This is a genomic window from Streptomyces prunicolor NBRC 13075, assembly GCF_000367365.1.
Classification (GTDB): Bacteria; Actinomycetota; Actinomycetes; order Streptomycetales; family Streptomycetaceae; genus Streptomyces; species Streptomyces prunicolor.
The window spans coordinates 310,618-327,074 of sequence record NZ_BARF01000025.1; the positions used below are offsets into that span (position 1 = coordinate 310,618).

11 protein-coding genes are annotated in these 16,457 nt (G+C 69.5%); 6 read left to right on the top strand and 5 right to left on the bottom strand.

Annotation, left to right across the window (positions count from 1 at the left end; all coding sequences use genetic code 11):
* Nucleotides 1-199: 199 nt before the first annotated feature.
* The gene (locus SPR02S_RS11205; protein WP_043258193.1) at nucleotides 200-1,903 is read left to right on the top strand and encodes a hypothetical protein; all 1,704 of its coding nucleotides are present in this window, start codon (nucleotides 200-202) and stop codon (nucleotides 1,901-1,903) included.
* A 13-nt stretch (nucleotides 1,904-1,916) separates the two neighbouring features.
* On the opposite strand, the gene SPR02S_RS11210 is transcribed toward SPR02S_RS11205, so the two are convergent.
* Nucleotides 1,917-4,235 carry a tetratricopeptide repeat protein gene (locus SPR02S_RS11210; RefSeq protein WP_019057051.1) on the bottom strand — a complete coding sequence of 773 codons (2,319 nt, stop codon included), beginning with the start codon at nucleotides 4,233-4,235 and terminating at the stop codon, nucleotides 1,917-1,919.
* 55 nt (nucleotides 4,236-4,290) lie between these two features.
* On the opposite strand from SPR02S_RS11210, the gene SPR02S_RS58915 reads away from it, so the two are divergent.
* Together SPR02S_RS58915 and SPR02S_RS58920 are read left to right on the top strand one after the other, a co-directional pair.
* On the top strand, nucleotides 4,291-5,805 hold the full coding sequence (locus SPR02S_RS58915; protein WP_158697804.1) for a TIR domain-containing protein: 1,515 nt from the start codon (nucleotides 4,291-4,293) through the stop codon (nucleotides 5,803-5,805).
* Nucleotides 5,806-5,867: 62 nt separating this feature from the next.
* Nucleotides 5,868-7,979, top strand: a complete 2,112-nt coding sequence (locus tag SPR02S_RS58920) for a tetratricopeptide repeat protein (RefSeq protein WP_019057053.1) — start codon at nucleotides 5,868-5,870, stop codon at nucleotides 7,977-7,979.
* Nucleotides 7,980-8,195: 216 nt separating this feature from the next.
* Here the strand turns inward: SPR02S_RS58920 and SPR02S_RS11225 are convergent, their stop codons facing one another.
* The gene (locus tag SPR02S_RS11225) at nucleotides 8,196-8,675 is read right to left on the bottom strand and encodes an RrF2 family transcriptional regulator (RefSeq protein WP_019057054.1); all 480 of its coding nucleotides are present in this window, start codon (nucleotides 8,673-8,675) and stop codon (nucleotides 8,196-8,198) included.
* A gap of 194 nt (nucleotides 8,676-8,869) precedes the next feature.
* Here SPR02S_RS11225 and SPR02S_RS11230 point away from each other — a divergent pair, with 194 nt between their 5' ends.
* Nucleotides 8,870-9,346 (top strand): nuclear transport factor 2 family protein, encoded by a 477-nt coding sequence (locus SPR02S_RS11230; protein ID WP_019057055.1) that lies wholly within the window; start codon nucleotides 8,870-8,872, stop codon nucleotides 9,344-9,346.
* A gap of 112 nt (nucleotides 9,347-9,458) precedes the next feature.
* Nucleotides 9,459-10,142, top strand: a complete 684-nt coding sequence (locus tag SPR02S_RS11235) for an NADPH-dependent F420 reductase (protein ID WP_019057056.1) — start codon at nucleotides 9,459-9,461, stop codon at nucleotides 10,140-10,142.
* Nucleotides 10,143-10,359: 217 nt separating this feature from the next.
* Here the strand turns inward: SPR02S_RS11235 and SPR02S_RS11240 are convergent, their stop codons facing one another.
* Entirely contained in the window at nucleotides 10,360-11,928 is a 1,569-nt protein-coding gene (locus SPR02S_RS11240; RefSeq protein WP_019057057.1) for an oleate hydratase, read from the bottom strand.
* A 240-nt stretch (nucleotides 11,929-12,168) separates the two neighbouring features.
* Complete coding sequence (locus SPR02S_RS11245; RefSeq protein ID WP_019057058.1) at nucleotides 12,169-14,139, bottom strand: potassium transporter Kup; 1,971 nt, start codon at nucleotides 14,137-14,139, stop codon at nucleotides 12,169-12,171.
* A 238-nt stretch (nucleotides 14,140-14,377) separates the two neighbouring features.
* On the opposite strand from SPR02S_RS11245, the gene SPR02S_RS11250 reads away from it, so the two are divergent.
* On the top strand, nucleotides 14,378-14,728 hold the full coding sequence (locus tag SPR02S_RS11250) for a DUF488 domain-containing protein (RefSeq protein WP_019057059.1): 351 nt from the start codon (nucleotides 14,378-14,380) through the stop codon (nucleotides 14,726-14,728).
* 31 nt (nucleotides 14,729-14,759) lie between these two features.
* Here the strand turns inward: SPR02S_RS11250 and SPR02S_RS11255 are convergent, their stop codons facing one another.
* Entirely contained in the window at nucleotides 14,760-16,433 is a 1,674-nt protein-coding gene (locus SPR02S_RS11255; protein ID WP_019057060.1) for an FAD-binding dehydrogenase, read from the bottom strand.
* Nucleotides 16,434-16,457 lie beyond the last annotated feature (24 nt).

Below are 16,457 nucleotides of genomic sequence, written 5' to 3' on the forward strand. Positions count from 1 at the left end.
GCCGTAGTTAACCTGTATTCGTTCGCGACCGACGAGACCGTCCCGAAGCGAACCGTCCCGAAGCGAAAGGTGGAAACGCGGCTTGAGGTGTGATACGTGACCGTTACCGCAAGCCGCAAGCCGCAAGCCGCAAGCCGCAAGCCGCAAGCCGCAAGCCGCAAGCTGATCGGTGTCGGGGAGCCGGCCGAGGGGCGATGCCATGACCGGTAGGGCACCACTCCGTGTGCCGGTGGGGCAGGACGCCCATCGGTGGAGCACCATTTCCGGCGAGCGAACCCTCGTGGTGGCCGCCCGTACGGTCACGTCGACCGTCCGTGTCCTCGAAGCGCTCCCGGCACTGCTGCGCGGCGACCACCGTGTCACCGTCGTCTTCGCGCACGACCCGACCTCGGCCTTCGACTCCGGTGTCCTGGGTCTCCTGCACGATGCCGGGTGCCGGGTGCTGCCCTGGGAGCAGTTGGACGACGTCGCTCCGGATCTCATCCTCTCCGCCAGCGAGAACATCGACGTACCGGAGGGCGACTGTCCGGTCCTCGTGCTGCCGCACGGCGTGGGGTTCCAGAAGTTCGTGCCCGACTCGCGCGGGCCGGGTGAGCGGTTGTCCGGTGTCGTCCCGGACGCGCTGCTCGAATCGGGCCGCGCCTGGCTGGCCATCTCGCATCCCTCGCAGGAGGAACAACTCCTCGCCACCCATCCGAAGATCGCCGGGCGCACTCTCCTGGTGGGCGATCCGTGTTTCGACGAACTGACGAACAGCGCGCCGTTGAGATCTGCCTACCGCGAGGCACTGGGCGTCGCGGAACACCAGCGACTGGTCATGGTCAGCTCCACCTGGGGACCGACCTCCCTGCTGGGCACCCAGCCGGACCTTCCCGCCCGCCTCCTCGCCCAACTCCCCTACGAAACCTACCGAGTCGGCGCGATCGTCCACCCCAACGTCTGGGCCGCACACGGCTCTTGGACGCTCCGCACCCTTCAGGCGGCGGCCCTGGACTCGGGGCTCCTGCTGATGCCCGCGGTGCACGCCTGGCGCCCCGCCCTCGTCGCGGCCGACGTCCTCATCGGCGACCACGGATCGGTCAGTCTGTACGGCGCGGCCCTGGGTACCCCGCTGCTGCTCGCCGCGTTCGGTGCCGACGCCGTTCCGGGTACGGCCGCTCACGCGCTGGGGGACCTGGCGCCCCGGCTGGACGCGCGCGGAGACCTGCGCACCCGGATCGAGGACGTCGTACGGGAGCACGAACCGGAGCGCTACGCGGAAGTCGCCGCGCGGGCCTTCGCCGAACCGGGCCACGCGCTGGCCCAGTTGCGCACCGCCCTGTACCGCCTGCTCGGGCTGACGGAGCCCGCCTCCGAGCCGCCGTATCCGCTCGCCGTACCCCACCCCCAGCCGGCCGCCACGCCCGTCACCGCGTGGCGGGTGACCACCGACGTCCACGACGAGGACGGCGGGCCGACCGTCACCGTGACGCGCGTTCCGGCGGCCGTCGCCGGAAGCGGCGGTTCCGTGGTTGACGACGCCACGTCCTTCTCCCATCTCATGTGCACGGACGACGAACGCGACGGGAGGGTGTCCGCGAGTGCCTCGGTCATCGTCCGGCGTGGGGCCGAATCGACGACGCCGGGTGCGCTGCGCTGGGTGCGGGAGACGCTCGACCGGCTGCCGGGCAGTCTCCTGGCCGTGTCGGACGTACGCGGGCGGACCTGTCTGGCGGGGTTCCGGGACGGACCGGTCGTGGAGGCGTCGGGCACCGGGGCGCTCGGTGATCCGCAGCTTCTGGCCGCTGTCGTCTACGCCTGTTTCCGCGCGGGCCTCCCGCTGGACGACCGCGCGGTGACGGTCCGGACGGGCGACCGGCCTGCCGAGGATGTCGTCCTGCGGGTCCGGCCGGACGCCCGGTGAAGGACCGCGCGCCTCAGTCGTCGGCTTCCAACTCCGCGATTCGGCGCCGCAGTTCATCCGCCGCCGGGTTGCCCTCGCCGTCGTAGATCGCGAGCGCCTCGGTGAGGAAGCCGCGCACCACGTTCTTGTCGGCGCCGGTCCGCCTCGCGATGTCGGCGAGCCTCACCAGGGGGTCGGCCGCGTAGTGCAGCGCATCGCGCGCCCGCAGGACCGCGACCGCCTCCCGCAGCTCTCGGTCCGCCGCCGCGGTGTCGCCGAGACGATCGTGTACGGCTCCGATGGCGGCCAGCGCCCGGGCCGCCATCCGTACGTCCGGTTCGGCGTCGGCCAGCAGGGCGTCATGGGCCCGGTGCAGAGCGGTCAGCGCCTCGACGTGATCGCCGCGGGCGTCCAGCGCGCAGCCCAGGAAGAACGCGGCGATCGCCGCGCCGCGGGTCTGCCCGGCCTGTTCGTTCAGGGCGAGGGAGCGTTCGTAGACGGCGACCGCGCTCGCGGGGTCGTACTTGTCGAGGTAGCGGCCCTGGAACTCCAGGACCGAGGCGATGAGTTGGACGTCTCCTGCGGTTTCGGCGGCGGTGACGGCCGACTCCAGGGCCGTGCTGTCCAGGAGGACTTCACCTCGGTCGTCCCGCCACATCCGGTACAGGAGCAGAGGATCCTGCGGATCGACCACCAACTGCAAGGTGTGGCATGCAGCGGGCAGGCTTGCGAGCAGCGCCGCCCCTTCGTTCACGGGCGGCAGGTAGACCGCGGCCAACAGATCCTCGACCGCCTCCCGCGCGGGCTCCCGAAAAGTGCCCCCGATCGCGGTACTGCCCAGAAGCAGGTTCAGTCGCTCCTGACGGGCCATACCCGCCGGGAACCGCAACCCTCCGGAGCCCGGCGGACGACGCTGAGCGAGCCACCTCTGGTCGCTGCTGACCAGCAGATGCTGCAACAGGGTCAGCCGGTCGGCCACCGTGGACGGGACGTCCTGGGTCGCGAGCCCGGCGAGCCGTCGTCCGGCCAGGCCGTCGGCCACGACCACGAAAGACTCGGGAGACCCGGCCTGTACCGCGGCGCGGAGAGCCGACGCGTACACCTTGCCGAAGCGTTCTCGATACTCCTGTTGGGCGTCGGCACGGCTGTGGGCCGCGCGGTGCTCCTCGATCGCGAACACGGCGGAGAGGCGGTCACGCAGCGCCGCCGCCTGGCCGTCCCTGTCCGGCATCCGCTCCCGGCTGTCCGCGAGTCTGGTGAGGGCGTTGCAGACGCCCAGCAGGTCCCCTTGCGCTCGATAGGCTCGCTCCGCCTGTTCGAAGCGGGCGACCGCCTCGACCCAGTCACCTCGGGCCTGCGCCACCCGCCCGAGGTTCTGTTCCGCGTGAGCCGTGGCGGGCCCGAGGCGGTGGGCGACCGCCAGCGCGTGCGCCTCGCGGTAGCGGGCCTCGGCCTCGTCCGTGTCGTCCACATCGAGCAGTAGATCGCCCATGCTCTCCAGCACGTTGACGGTGCCGACGGGATCGTCGAACCGCTCGAACGCCCTGGCCGCGACGACGAGCCAGGTCCCGGCGGCCTGAAGACGCCCGGCGCGGTGGTGAAGGACGCCGACCCGCTGTGCCGCGTGGGCCTGGCCGGTGACGCTGGCCACCTCCACATACCGTGTGTACGCCCGCTCGTGCGTCTCGGCGGCCTGGTTCAACTCGCGGCGCCGTTCGGCGCTCTCGCCCAGTCCCGAAACGGCGTTGGCCGCGTAGAGCGGGTCACCGATCTGTTCGGCGAGGGTGAGTGCCTCCTCGAACAATTCCGTCGCACGTACCGCGGAGTGGTGTGTCAGGGTCAGATGTCCCAGACCGACCAGCGCCCGCAGGCGCCCGAAGCGGTAGGCGCAGGAGTCGGAGTGACCCAGCGCCGTCTCGTAATGGTCGACGGCCTCCTCGGCCTGGCCGAGGGCGCGATGAACATCGCCCGATCCGATCAGCGCGTTGGTGAGGGTCACTTCGTCGCCGCTGTCGCCGGCGAGTTCGCCGCACAGCAGGGCGGCGTGAGCGTAGTCCCCCGTGTGTACCGCGTTGTCGATCTCCGTCTCGGCGATGAGCGCTCGGTTCCAGTCCTCCAGGGACACCGGTGCCAGCACGGCGCCCGTGCTGACGGAGTCGATGACGTGGCGGTACCGGCTCCTCAGGGCGATCGCGCCGGGTGGCGGGCAGTCCGCCAGAGCTGTTCGCCCTTCGAGTGAATCGCCGTGCCACGCGTCGTGGACAGCCGTTGCCAACCGGTGCTGGGTGATGTCGCCCCGGTAGGCATCGCCACCGTGTGCGGTTGCCCGCAAGTGGCTGGAGATGTCTGCCATGAACGTATTCTTGCGCCTCAGCGACCTCAATGGGCCGGCAGTCGAGGAGATCAGTATGATCAGCCCCCAACCGATCGTCGCCGGAGTCGAAACGCTGTACTCCAGCGTTCCGGTCGCCGGGCACGACCGCCGTCTTGAACTGGAGACGCGAGTGGTCTTCGGGCGAGCGGATGTCTTCCGGCTCGACGACAACTCGCTCGCCGGCTATGGGAATCTGGCCGACTTCGAGAGTTGGGGCTTCTCGTACGTGGTGTTCCCTCTGCACCTGGAGCCGCTCAGCCACGGGAGCCTTCGGCGAGTCGAGGTCACGGCCACGTTCACCGGTCCCGAGATTACGGCGAAGCCGCTTGTGGGCGCCGTCCCGCTCGCGCCACCCGCCACGATGCCGATCCGGGGCATGGGACTGCCCAAGGTGAGCTGGCTGCTGGAACCGCCCGAAGGTACGAAGGAACTGCGTCCCGAAGGCCACCTGCTCGGCTGCCTTCTGCAACGGCCCAAGGAGGTGGCGACCACCGATGTCCTGATCGAAGTCACCGCAACTCTGGTCCGAGGTCTGGCCGTTCGGCAGGAACGCACCGCGACCATGAAGGAGCCACAGCGCTACAGGATCTCGTTCGGGCCCGCCTCCTTCGTCCGGCTACCCGGCCAGGGCACGGAAGAGGACGACAACTGGCAAGTGGTGCACGCACACCTCCCCCCTCCCAGACTGCCGGACCCGAAGGACCGAACAGTCATCGTCTTCAGTGGGCGGGACAGGAGGGCCCGAGCAGAACTGTTCGCCTTCCTGCGAGCGATCCATCTCCACCCACTCGAATGGTCGGAGGTCCTCGACCGCACCACCGGGCACGGCACGCCCTACATCGGCGACGCACTCGACGCCGCCATGGCCTCGGCACAGGCGATCGTGGTGTTCATGACGCCCGACGACGTCGTGCACTTGAAGCCGGAGCATGCCAACGACCCCGATGACCCCGAGCTCCGCCCGCAAGGGCAGGCGCGTCCCAACGTACTCTTCGAGGCGGGGCTGGCCTTCGGCCGTTTTCCCGAGAAGACGATCCTGGTCGAATTCGGCAAGGTCCGCCAACTCAGCGATCTGGGCGGCCGGTACGCCCTCCGGCTGAGCGACTCCGACAAGAGCAGGCATCGGCTGGCCCGACGGCTGACGGCAGTCGGCTGCGCCGTCAACACCGAGGGCACGGACTGGCTCTCCGCAGGAAACCTGACTCCGCCGACGACCGAACTACGGCTCCCCCCGGACCCCGCGCCGGTCGGCACCCCTCCGGACCGGCATCAGGCCGCTGACCCCATCACGTTCGACAAGGTCACCGTCAAACGGAACTCGTTGGGCTATCCCGTCGTCTACGGCGAAGTGACGAACACCGGGTCCGCCATCACTCTGATGAGCCTCGAAGCAACGTTCTACGACCATGCCGGTCAGATCCTCGGTTCCGCGCAGGGCATCGTCTCCGACCTGAATCCCCACCGCCCCAAGAACTTTCAGCTCATCGCCGATGAGGACCTGCCGGATCACGCGGAGGTCAGGGTGCAGGTGGGAAGCGCGTTTCCGTAGACATTCCGCCAGGGAAGACTGAAGGCGTCCCTCGCTGGTCGTCGCCAGTCGCGGAGCCGCAGATGAGCGAGCACGACGCGCCGATCCCGCACCTCTCACGGACCCACAACCGGATCGATGGCGCCCACGGGTCGGTCGTCCAGGCCGGTGTCATCCATGGCGATGTCCATGTGCGGTCCGCGGTCTCGCCGAGGCAGCCTCCTCGTCAACTCCCGCTGCCGGGTGGCTCGCTCCTCGGTCGAGCGGACGAACTCGCCAGGCTCGACGCCTCGTTGCCGCACGACGGCGTCGCTGTGATCACGGGCATGGCCGGCATCGGGAAGACAGCGCTCGCCGTACATTGGGCGCACCGAGCGAGCGCCCGTTTCCCGGACGGGCAACTCTATGTGGACCTCCAGGGATTCGGCCCTGCGGAGCCCCTGGACGCCCACGACGTCCTGGCGGGCTTCCTCCGGGCCCTCGGGCACGCACAGCCCGACGAAATCACCTCGACCGCCGAACGGGCAGCCGCCTTCCGCAGCCTGAGTGCCGACCGGCGTCTCCTCGTCGTGCTGGACAACGTGCGCCGGGTGACGCAGATTCGGCCGCTGCTCCCGGGCGGTCGCGACTGCGCGGTGGTCATCACCAGCCGAACCAGCCTGCCCGGTCTCGCCGTGCACAACCCGGTCGTAGCCTTCCAGCTGCACCGTTTGAGCGAGGCGGACGGACTGAGCCTTCTCGGCGAGGCACTGGGCGGCCACCCGGCCGCAGTCCAGGAGAACGCCTACGCCCTGGCGCGCTACTGCGCGGGACTGCCGCTCGCCCTGCGCATCGCGGGAACCCTGGTGGCGGAGAGCGGCCCCGGTGACCTCGGGCACTTCGGCGAGCCTCTGGCAACGGGCCCATCACTGACCTTCCTGGACGCCGGGGAAGACGACGTCTCCGCACTGCGCACCGTGTTTTCCTGGTCCTACCGCGAGCTGTCCGAGAAGGAGTCACTGGCCTTCCGAGTCCTGGGAGCCCATCCCGGTCCGGGAATCGACCGGCACGCTCTGATCGCCGCCACCGAGGCCACTGCCGACGAGACGGGCAGCGCCCTGCGCGCACTCGTGCGAGGTCATCTCGTCACCGAGACGGGTCCCGGCCTGTTCGGCACGCACGACCTGCTGCGTGAGTACGCCCGAGAGCTCTGCGCCCCGGAGAGAGAGCTCATTCTGAACCGGCTCTACGACTTCTACACCGATGTTGCCGACCGGGCCGACGACATCGTCTCCCCCATGCGGTTCCGGCTCCCGCGACCGAGGCCACCACGGCCCGAACCCCTCCTGCCCGACCTGCCGGCCGCCTTGTCATGGCTGGACGCCACGCTCCCCACCCTGGTCGCCCTGTGCACCACCGGCGGAGAACAGCACGACGATCAGCGTTGGCGCTTGGCCTACGCTCTGCGCGGATACTTCTACTTCACGAAGCGGCTGGACGCTTGGGCGGCCACGCATGACGCAGCCCTGCAGGCGACCCTCCGGCTTCGGGACGTCCAGGCCGAAGCGCTGACCCGCAGCAACCTGGGGATGGCGCTGGTGTTCACCGGCCGTCTCGCCGAGGCCGAGGCCCAGCACAGAAGCGCTCACGAGCTGTTCACCCAGTTGGGTGACGAACACGGTCGGGCAGGCGCGTTGGCGAACCTCGCGTCGGTTCTCCGCAGGCGCGGGGCCCTGGGCGAAGCACTGAGCAACCAGCAAAGGGCCCTCGCTTTCTACCGGCGCAGCGACGCCGGCCGACACATCTGCATCACCCTGCGCAGCATGGCGAGCGTGGAAACAGATCTGCATCGGTTCACAGACGCCCTCGCGCACCTCAAGGAAGCGATAGACATCTCAAGGCGTCTGCGGCTCCATCTCGAAGCGGCGCAGGCTCTCAACAGCCTCGGGATCATGTGCCTGCGCATGGGGGAAGCGTCCAGGGCTCTGGAGGCTCACAGCGAGGCCGCGGATCACAGCAGGTCAGCGGGCAGCGTTCATCAAGAGGCAACGAGCCACCGCAAGCTGGGGCGCGCTGCCCTGACCACCGGCGATCGTGCACGGGCAGCCACCTGCTGGGCCCTCGCCGTGCGGCTGTTCCACGAGATCGGATCGGAGGAAGCCGAGTCGGTCGCCTCGGACCTGGCGTCGTTGTGCGGAGCAGAAGAGCCGGAGTGAGCGGGGCGGGACACCATCCACGGAGACACCCTGGAGCAGGCCGACCCACGATAGGGGAAGTGTTCGCTGTCTCAACCAGCAGGCACAGGAGCCGAGTCGGTTCCGTACTCCACCGCATTCGACTCGTCTCACGCCCTGGTCGATCGCGTCACGATGCTCACCATCACCCCCTTGCGGGTCACCCCTGCGCGAGGACCCCAACAGCAACAGGCCGGGCTAGTGGCTCGTCGCAGGCACCGGCCGTTCCGGAGCCGGAGTTCCGCCTGCCCGGTCGATGACGCGCAGCTCGTCGAGGCTGTCGGCGAGGGTGCGGCCCGCCAGCGCGTGGAGAACGGCCGCCTCGGTCTCGTCGGTGAGCCTGAGGAAGTATTCGGCGGAGTGGTTGGTGACCAGGCACTCCCGAGGCCCCTCCGGCCGGGGGGCCCACAGCGGCTTGTCGCCGATGGCCGAGCGGTAGATCTCCTCCAGCGTGATCCGGTCCGCCGGCCGGCCGAGGCGTACACCCCCGCTGCGGCCCTTGATGGACGTGACGAGAGAGTCCTGCACCAGCGGGACCATCAGCTTGCGCACCAGGCTCGGGTTCGTGTCCAGACTCCTGGCGAGCTGCGTCGAGCTGAGGACGGGACTGCCCTGCTCCTCGGCATGACCCAGCAGAAGCATGGCCTTCAGCGCGCTGGAGAACCTCACGTCCAGCATGCTCGTACCTCTTTCTTCCGCCGCTCGGTCGGGTGACTCCCGACGCCCCCATATTAGCAACTCTTACTGTTGCATTTCCGTCGAGAGATATGTACTTTTCACTCATGCAGATTGCGGCCGACCGAGGCACCTGCCCGTCTGCCGCACCAGCCCGGAAACCGACGGGCACACCACACGGAGAACCGGAGAACGCCATGAGCACCGAGACCGAGATCAGGCAGATCGTTTCCCGATACACCCGGGCCGCGGACCAGCGCGACGGCGAGGCGCTGGCACAGCTGTACGAGGCCGACGCGGTCGTCGAGGTCCACTACCACCGCGGGCCCGACGGGACGGAGCTGCTGGGCAAGATCTCCGGCGGAGCGCAGATCGCGGCGGCCATGTCCACGGCCATGGCACCGCACCCGCCCCTGGGCTGGAGCCACCACACCACATACGACCACCTGGTCTCCGTCGATGGCGACCAGGCCGGCATCGACACCCAGTTCATCACCTTCGACGTCGTCGGAATCAAGAAGCCCGAGGGCGGGTGGCCCGCCGGCACCTTCGGCGCCCAGGGCACCATCAAGCCGATCGAGTCCGGGTACTACCGCTTCTCCTTCCGCCGCACCGACGGCGTCTGGCGCATCAGCCACCAGGACGTCATCCACGACATCCCGTACGTCTACTGATCGCTCGGCGGCACCTGCAGCCCGCCCCCGGCACCCGCGAGGCGGGCTGCAGCCACTTTCAGCAATCACCACTGAGTCGGCACTCGACCTCGACCAGGAGGTAGTCCCAGGCATGACGACACTTGGACTCATCGGCAGTGGCAACATCGGCGGCACGCTCGCCCGGCTGGCGGTCGACGCCGGCCTGGACGTCGTACTCAGCAACTCGCGGGGGCCACAGACGCTCGACGGCCTCGTGGCCGAACTGGGGCCGCGGGCCCGCGCGGCAACTCCCGCACAGACGGCGGCAGATGCGGACTGGGTCGTCGTGACGATCCCGCTCAGCGCGGTGGGGGCGATTCCCCGGGAGCCCCTCGTCGGCAAGACGGTCATCGACACCGGCAACTACTTCGCCCCGCGTGACGGCACCATCCCAGAACTCGAAACGCATGAACTCACCGACAGCGAACTGCTCCAACGGCACCTGCCCGAGGCGCACGTCGTGAAGGCGTTCAACAACATCAACTACCAACACCTGAGGGCGTTGCCACGCCCCGTCGACGCGACCGACCGCACCTCGCTACCGATCGCCGGCAACGACCCGGACGCGAAGAAGCAAGCTTCCGAGTTGCTCTCGCTGCTCGGGTACGACTCCGTGGACATGGGTCCGCTCAGCGAGAGTTGGCGCTCACAAGTGGGCACTCCGGCCTTCTGCGTGCCCTACTCGGTGACCAAGGACGACCGGTACAGGAACCAGCCGGCCGCTCCCGCCTCCGCCGCGGAGATCCGCGCGGCACTGGCGTCGGCACAGCGCTGAGCCACGACGCACGCCGGGTGCCCCGACTCGCGGCCCTGCCGGGCCGCACACGGTTGCAGGTCAGCGCCGGATTCCCACCGGCATCCCCCGGTCGCACGCGTCTGCGGCGCTGGTGTTGCGGGCACAGGTACGGGTGCTCAAACCCCGGCATGCCAGGGCCAGTTGGCACTCCGATGCCAGGGAGCACATCCGCGCACCCGTCCGCGCCCGCGACAGGTCAGCGGCGGTGCATCGTCTGCAAGGCCTCGACCAACACCTTCGGATCGTGGCCGCCCTTGTAGACCGGCGGCGGTTGCCGGTCCAGGCCCAGGAGTTGGGCTACGGCAGTCCAGGCGGTGCGTACCGAGTACTCGACGGTGAAGACGACGTCGTCGGGGACCTCGGCGTACTGGCCGATGAAGGCCAGGTTGGTGGAGCCCTCGGGGACGACCTGCGGCCGGTCTCCCGAACTGCGCACCAGGAACTGGCTGGTGATGTACGGCATCAGCGCCGGGATCACGATCGAGTGGTCGAGAATCCGCGGGCCCTCCTCGAAGCGGAGGTGGTGCAGGACCTCGTCCAGGATCTCCCGGCCGGTGCACTCGCGCATCGGCTTGCGGACGAAGTCGCCCTCCCGGTCCGGGAAGAGGCCGTAGCCCCACCACACGAAGGTGTCCTCGGGCTGCTCGCGGAAGTGCGGCTGATGGTTGAGGACGATGGTCAGCAGCCAGTTGGAGTCCTTGAAGGTGATCAGCCCGCCCTTGCCGGCCTCGCTGCCGCTGAACTTCTCCATCAGCTCGAAGAAGGTCGGGTCCTTCGTCGTCACCGTGAAGGACGCCCAAGTCGAGTCCGTGATGGAGGAGTTGAACACCGACGGATCGCCCAATCGACCCGGCCGCTTCGCCGCGAGCGTCTCCCACAACCGCCAGGATCCCGCGGCCCCGGAGGTGTCCAGCACGGGCGCGGTGTCGGTGGAACCGAGCGTCGAGTCGGCCGTCATCGAGCCGTTGGTGACCAGCACCAGATCACCGGGGCGGAGTTCCGTCTCCTCTCTACGGCCCTCCCGCGTCCAGGTGAGCGCCTCGACGGTGAGCGCGTCCCCGTCGGCCAGCCGCAAGTCGGTTACCCGCGTGCCGAGTTGGATGCTCACCCCCTGCTCGGTCAGCCACTTCACCAGCGGGCGCACGATGGAGTCGTACTGGTTGAAGCGAGTCCGGTAGATCCCCGACATGGAGTCGAAGGTCTTGAAGAGGTGGACGAAGCGGTTGAGGTAGCGGCGGAACTCGATCGCGCTGTGCCACGGCTCGAAGGCGAACGTCGTGCACCACATCCACCAGAAGTTCGTGCGGAAGAAGCCCTCGCTGAAGCAGTCGGTGATGCGCTTGCCGTCGAGCAGCTTCTCCGGGGTGCTCACGCACTTCACCAGTTCCAGCCGGTCGCGCTCGGAGAAACCCATCGAGTGGGAGTCGACGACCTTGCCCGCCGCGTCGACGAGCCGGGCGTGGTCGTCCCAGGCGAAGTCCTCGTGGAAGGCGAAGGTGTCCTCGGTCACCGACTTCGACGGGTCGTCCAGGGACGGGATCGAGCCCAGCAGGTCGTATGTGCAGTCGAAGTGGATCTCGAACATCCGGCCGCCGCGCATCGTGTACCCGGTCTCGGGCGAACCGGCCGCGTCGAGGCTCCCGCCCTTCCGGTCCTGCTCCTCAAGCACCAGGATGTCCGACCCCGCGAACCCGCCCTCACGGATCAGGAACGCCGCCGCCGACAAGGCCGCGACACCACTTCCCACCAGGTAAGCCTTCGCCATGAACGCCGTCCCTCCTTGATGCCTTGATGCCTACTCGCCCGCTTGCCGACTCGCCTACTTGCCTTCACGCCGCGGCCATGGGCAGCCCGAGCGGAAGCGCGGGCGCCTCACCGGCGTGCGGTCGGCCTCCCCAGCCTTGGCCGCGAACCCCTCGCCCGCAGCAGGGCGGGGCCGAACGAGTGACCTGTCCGGCCGAAGCGACCGCACCGCGTCCGCCTCGACACCATGCATCAGGTGGGTCTACACCTCGATGTGCCACCCCATGATGATCGTCCGGTCGCGCGGCAGGCCGAAGTGCTCGGCGGCGTCGGCCGTGATGTGGGAGGTGGCGATGAACAGCCGTTTCCGCCAGGGAGCCATCGTCGGTGCCGGGCCGCGCCGTAGCTCGATCGTCGACAGGAAGTAGGACGCCTGGTCGAGCAGCAACGGGCCCTCGGTGTCGGCAGGGTCGAGCATCGCCAGCGTGCCGGGCACGTCCGGTGTCTCCATGTAGCCGAACCGCGCGGTGACGTGGACGATCCCGTCGTCGGCGTACCCGAGGCCGTCGACGACGATCCGCCGGTCGGCCGGTACGCGGGGCACCGGCTCGGTCTCGATGGAGAGGATCACGACCTGCTCGTGCCGCACATGGTTGTGTTCCACGTTGGCCCGCATGGCGAGCGGCGCCGTCTGCTTGCCCCGGTTGAGGAACACCGCCGTGCCGGGGACCTGGAGCACCGGCCGCTCCCCGCTGCGGAGTTCGTCGACGAACTCGCGCAACGAGCCCTCGTGGTCCGCTCGTTCGGCGGTGACGACCTCACGGCCGCGCTGCCAGGTCGTCATCACGGTGAACGCGGTGAGACCGATCAGCAGGGGCAGCCACGCGCCGTGCACGAGCTTGGTCAGGTTGGCCGCCACGAACAGCAGATCCACAGCGAGCAGAAGCGTCGCGCCGGTCGCGATCAGCCACACCGGCGTGGCCCATTTCGCGCGGGCGACGTAGAAGAACAGCAGCGTGGTGATGGTGATGGTGCCGGTGACCGCCATGCCGAACGCGAAGGCCAGCGCGGCGGAGCTGCGGAACGCGAAGACCAGGGTGAGGACCGAGACCATCAGCAGCCAGTTGATCCAGGGGACGTAGATCTGGCCGATGGTGGACTCGGAGGTGTGCGCGATCCGCAGCCTCGGGAGGTAGCCGAGCTGGGCCGCCTGGGAGGCGACCGAGTACGCGCCGGTGATCACCGCCTGCGAGGCGATCACCGTGGCGGCCGTGGCCAGCAGGACCATCGGCCACCGTCCCCAGTGGGGCACGAGCAGGAAGAACGGGCTGCTGATGTTGGCCGGGTCGTCGAGGATCAGCGCGCCCTGGCCGAAGTAGCTCAGGACGCAGGCGGGGAAGACGAGGAACAGCCAGCCGCGCGTGATGGCCCGGCGGCCGAAGTGCCCCATGTCCGCGTAGAGCGCCTCCGCGCCGGTGACCGCGAGCACGACCGCGGCGAGCGCGAAGAAGGCGGTGCCGAAGTGGCCGAAGAGGAAGCCCAGCGCGTAACTCGGCCACAGCGCCCGGAGGATGGCCGGGTGATCGGCGATCCCTACGACGCCGCACGTGCCGATGGACACGAACCAGAGGATCATGACCGGCCCGAACACCCGGCCCACCGCCGCAGTTCCCCTGCGCTGCACCAGGAACAGCAGCACGATGATCACCGCGGTGACGGGCACGACCGCGTCGTCCAGCGACGGCTCGACGACCTTGAGCCCCTCGACCGCGGACAGCACCGAGATCGCCGGGGTGATCATGCTGTCGCCGAAGAACAGCGACGCGCCGAAGATGCCCAGCGCGGTCAGCACGACGGCCGTCCGCCCACCTCCCTGCGAACTCCACCGCCGCACCAGGGTGATCAGCGCCATGATGCCGCCCTCACCCTCGTTGTCGGCACGCATCGCCAGCAGCACGTAGGTGACCGTGACGATGACCATCACCGACCAGAGGACCAGCGACACCACCCCGTACACGTTCTGCGTGCTGACCGGGACCGGGTGCGGATCGCTCGGGCTGAACACGGTCTGGAGGGTGTAGATCGGGCTGGTCCCGATGTCACCGAAGACCACGCCCAGCGCACCGATGACGACCGCGAGCCGTACCGCGTCCCGCGCGCTCGCGGAACGGGCCTCCGGCGGCCCCGACGCGGCTGCTCCCTCCGCCGCTGCCCCGTCCCGACCATCGGCCATGGTGATCCTCCTCCTCGCGGACCGCGATGCCGCGGGCCCGGTGCATCGGGGCGGACACTACCCATGCACCGGCCACTACCCAGGCACCGGCACGCTCGCCCGCAGGGGCACGCCCCGGCGCCGCGGGCCGCGTCGCCCGACACCCTCGTCCAGGCCGGGGCACGCCGCGTCACCCCTCCCCCGCTCCCCACCCGGACGTAGGCTCACCGCACCACCGCCACCCGAGGGAGCCCCGCCCGTGACCGTCCGAGTGCGCCGTGTCTACGATCCGCCCGAGCCGCAGGACGGTGTGCGCGTCCTGGTCGACCGGCTGTGGCCGCGCGGCCTGTCCAAGGACGCGGCCCGGGTCGACGAGTGGCCCAAGGCCCTCACCCCGTCGACCGAACTGCGCCGCTGGTACCACGCGGGCGAGGGCTCCTACGACGAGTTCAGCAGCCGCTACGAAGCCGAGCTCGCCGAACCCGAGGCGGCTCAACTCCTGCACACCTTGCGGAACTTGGTCCGGATGGGACCGGTGACCCTGGTGACGGCGGTCAGGTCGCCGGAGCAGAGTCACGCCTCGGTGCTGGCCCGCCTCCTTGAGGGGTGAGGAGACGGGCCGCAGGGCCGATCACGTACCGCTAGGCCGTCTGCTTGGCCGCCGCGCGTCCCGCCGCACGGCCCGAGAAGAGGCAGCCACCCAGGAACGTGCCTTCGAGGGCGTTGTAGCCGTGCACGCCACCGCCGCCGAAGCCGGCGACCTCGCCCGCCGCGTACAACCCGCCGATCGGCTTTCCGTCGGCGGCCAACGCCCGTGAGTCCAGGTCCGTCTGGATGCCGCCGAGGGTCTTGCGGGTCAGGACGTGCAGCTTGACGCCGATCAGAGGGCCGGCCGCCGGGTCCAGGATGCGGTGCGGGGTGGCGACCCGGCCGAGGCGGTCGCCGATGTAGCGGCGGGCGTTGCGGATGCCCTGGATCTGGGAGTCCTTGCTGTAGGGGTTGGCCATCTGGAGGTCGCGGGCCTCGATCTGACGGCGCACCACGGCCGCGTCCAGGAGCGGCTTGTCGGTCAACTGGTTCATTTTCTCCACCAGTTGCTCCAGGTTCCCGGCGGTCACGAAGTCGGCGCCCTTGCGCAGGAACGCGTCCACCGGACCGGGGGCGCCCTTGCCGAGCAGCCGGTCGCGCAGCACCGCCTTCTTGTCCTTGGCGGTGATGTCGGGGTTCTGCTCGGAGCCCGACAGCGCGAACTCCTTCTCGATGATCTTCTGCGTGAGGATGAACCAGGAGTGGTCGTGGTCCGCCAAGTCCTCAGTGGTACGCAGGTACTTGAGGGTGCTGAGGGTGTCGTAGCCCGGCAGGCACGGGTCGGGCAGGCGGCGGCCGAGGGCGTCGAACCACAGGGACGACGGGCCGGGCAGGATGCGGATGCCGTGGCCGGGCCAGACCGGGTTCCAGTTCTGCAGGCCCTCGGTGTAGTGCCACATGCGGTCGCGGTTGACCAGTCGTGCGCCCGCCTCGGCGCTGATGTCGAGCATGCGGCCGTCGACGTAGGCCGGTACGCCGGTGATCATCTCGGCGGGCGGGGTGCCGAGGCGCTCGGGCCAGTACTCGCGGACGATGTCGTGGTTGGCGCCGATGCCGCCGGTGGTGACGACGACGGCCTGCGCGGTGAGTTCGAACGCGCCGATGGCCTCGCGGCTGGAGGAGACCCCGCGGGCCGCGTTGTCCTCGGCCAGGACCGTGCCGCGGACGCCGCGCGCCTCACCCTCCTCGACCACCAACTCGTCGACCTGGTGGCGGTAGTAGAAGGTGAGCAGTCCGTCGCGGGCGGCCTGCCTGGCGTAGTCCACGAAGGGTTCGACGACTCCGGTGCCGGTGCCCCAGGTGACGTGGAAGCGCGGCACGGAGTTGCCGTGGCCGTGGGCGCGCAGATCGCCGCGTTCCGCCCAGCCGACCGTGGGCAGCAGCTTGATGCCGTGCCCGTCGAGCCAGGTCCGCTTCTCGCCGGCCGCGAACTCGACGTAGGCGCGCGCCCAGCGCACCGCCCACGAGTCCTCGTCGTCGACGCGGTCGAAGCCGGCGCTGCCCTGCCAGTCGTTCCAGGCGAGGTCGAAGGAGTCCTTGATGCCGAGGCGGCGCTGTTCCGGCGAGTCGACGAGGAACAGCCCGCCGAAGGACCAGAACGCCTGCCCGCCGAGGTTGTTGGCGTTCTCCTGGTCGACGAGCGCGACCCGCCGTCCCCGGCTGGTCAGTTCATGGGCCGCGACCAGACCGGCCAGCCCGGCTCCGACGACGATGACGTCCGCATCCATGGCGACGTTGCCCTTCTCAAGTGA

Excerpts from the sequence above, each read along its gene's own strand:
- SPR02S_RS11210 (WP_019057051.1), bottom strand. The coding sequence starts at position 4,235 with ATGGCAGACATCTCCAGCCACTTGCGGGCAACCGCACACGGTGGCGAT.
- SPR02S_RS11225 (WP_019057054.1), bottom strand. The coding sequence starts at position 8,675 with ATGCTGGACGTGAGGTTCTCCAGCGCGCTGAAGGCCATGCTTCTGCTG.
- SPR02S_RS11240 (WP_019057057.1), bottom strand. The coding sequence starts at position 11,928 with ATGGCGAAGGCTTACCTGGTGGGAAGTGGTGTCGCGGCCTTGTCGGCG.
- SPR02S_RS11235 (WP_019057056.1), top strand. The coding sequence starts at position 9,459 with ATGACGACACTTGGACTCATCGGCAGTGGCAACATCGGCGGCACGCTC.
- SPR02S_RS11255 (WP_019057060.1), bottom strand. The coding sequence starts at position 16,433 with ATGGATGCGGACGTCATCGTCGTCGGAGCCGGGCTGGCCGGTCTGGTC.
- SPR02S_RS58920 (WP_019057053.1), top strand. The coding sequence starts at position 5,868 with ATGAGCGAGCACGACGCGCCGATCCCGCACCTCTCACGGACCCACAAC.
- SPR02S_RS11230 (WP_019057055.1), top strand. The coding sequence starts at position 8,870 with ATGAGCACCGAGACCGAGATCAGGCAGATCGTTTCCCGATACACCCGG.
- SPR02S_RS58915 (WP_158697804.1), top strand. The coding sequence starts at position 4,291 with ATGATCAGCCCCCAACCGATCGTCGCCGGAGTCGAAACGCTGTACTCC.
- SPR02S_RS11245 (WP_019057058.1), bottom strand. The coding sequence starts at position 14,139 with ATGGCCGATGGTCGGGACGGGGCAGCGGCGGAGGGAGCAGCCGCGTCG.
- SPR02S_RS11205 (WP_043258193.1), top strand. The coding sequence starts at position 200 with ATGACCGGTAGGGCACCACTCCGTGTGCCGGTGGGGCAGGACGCCCAT.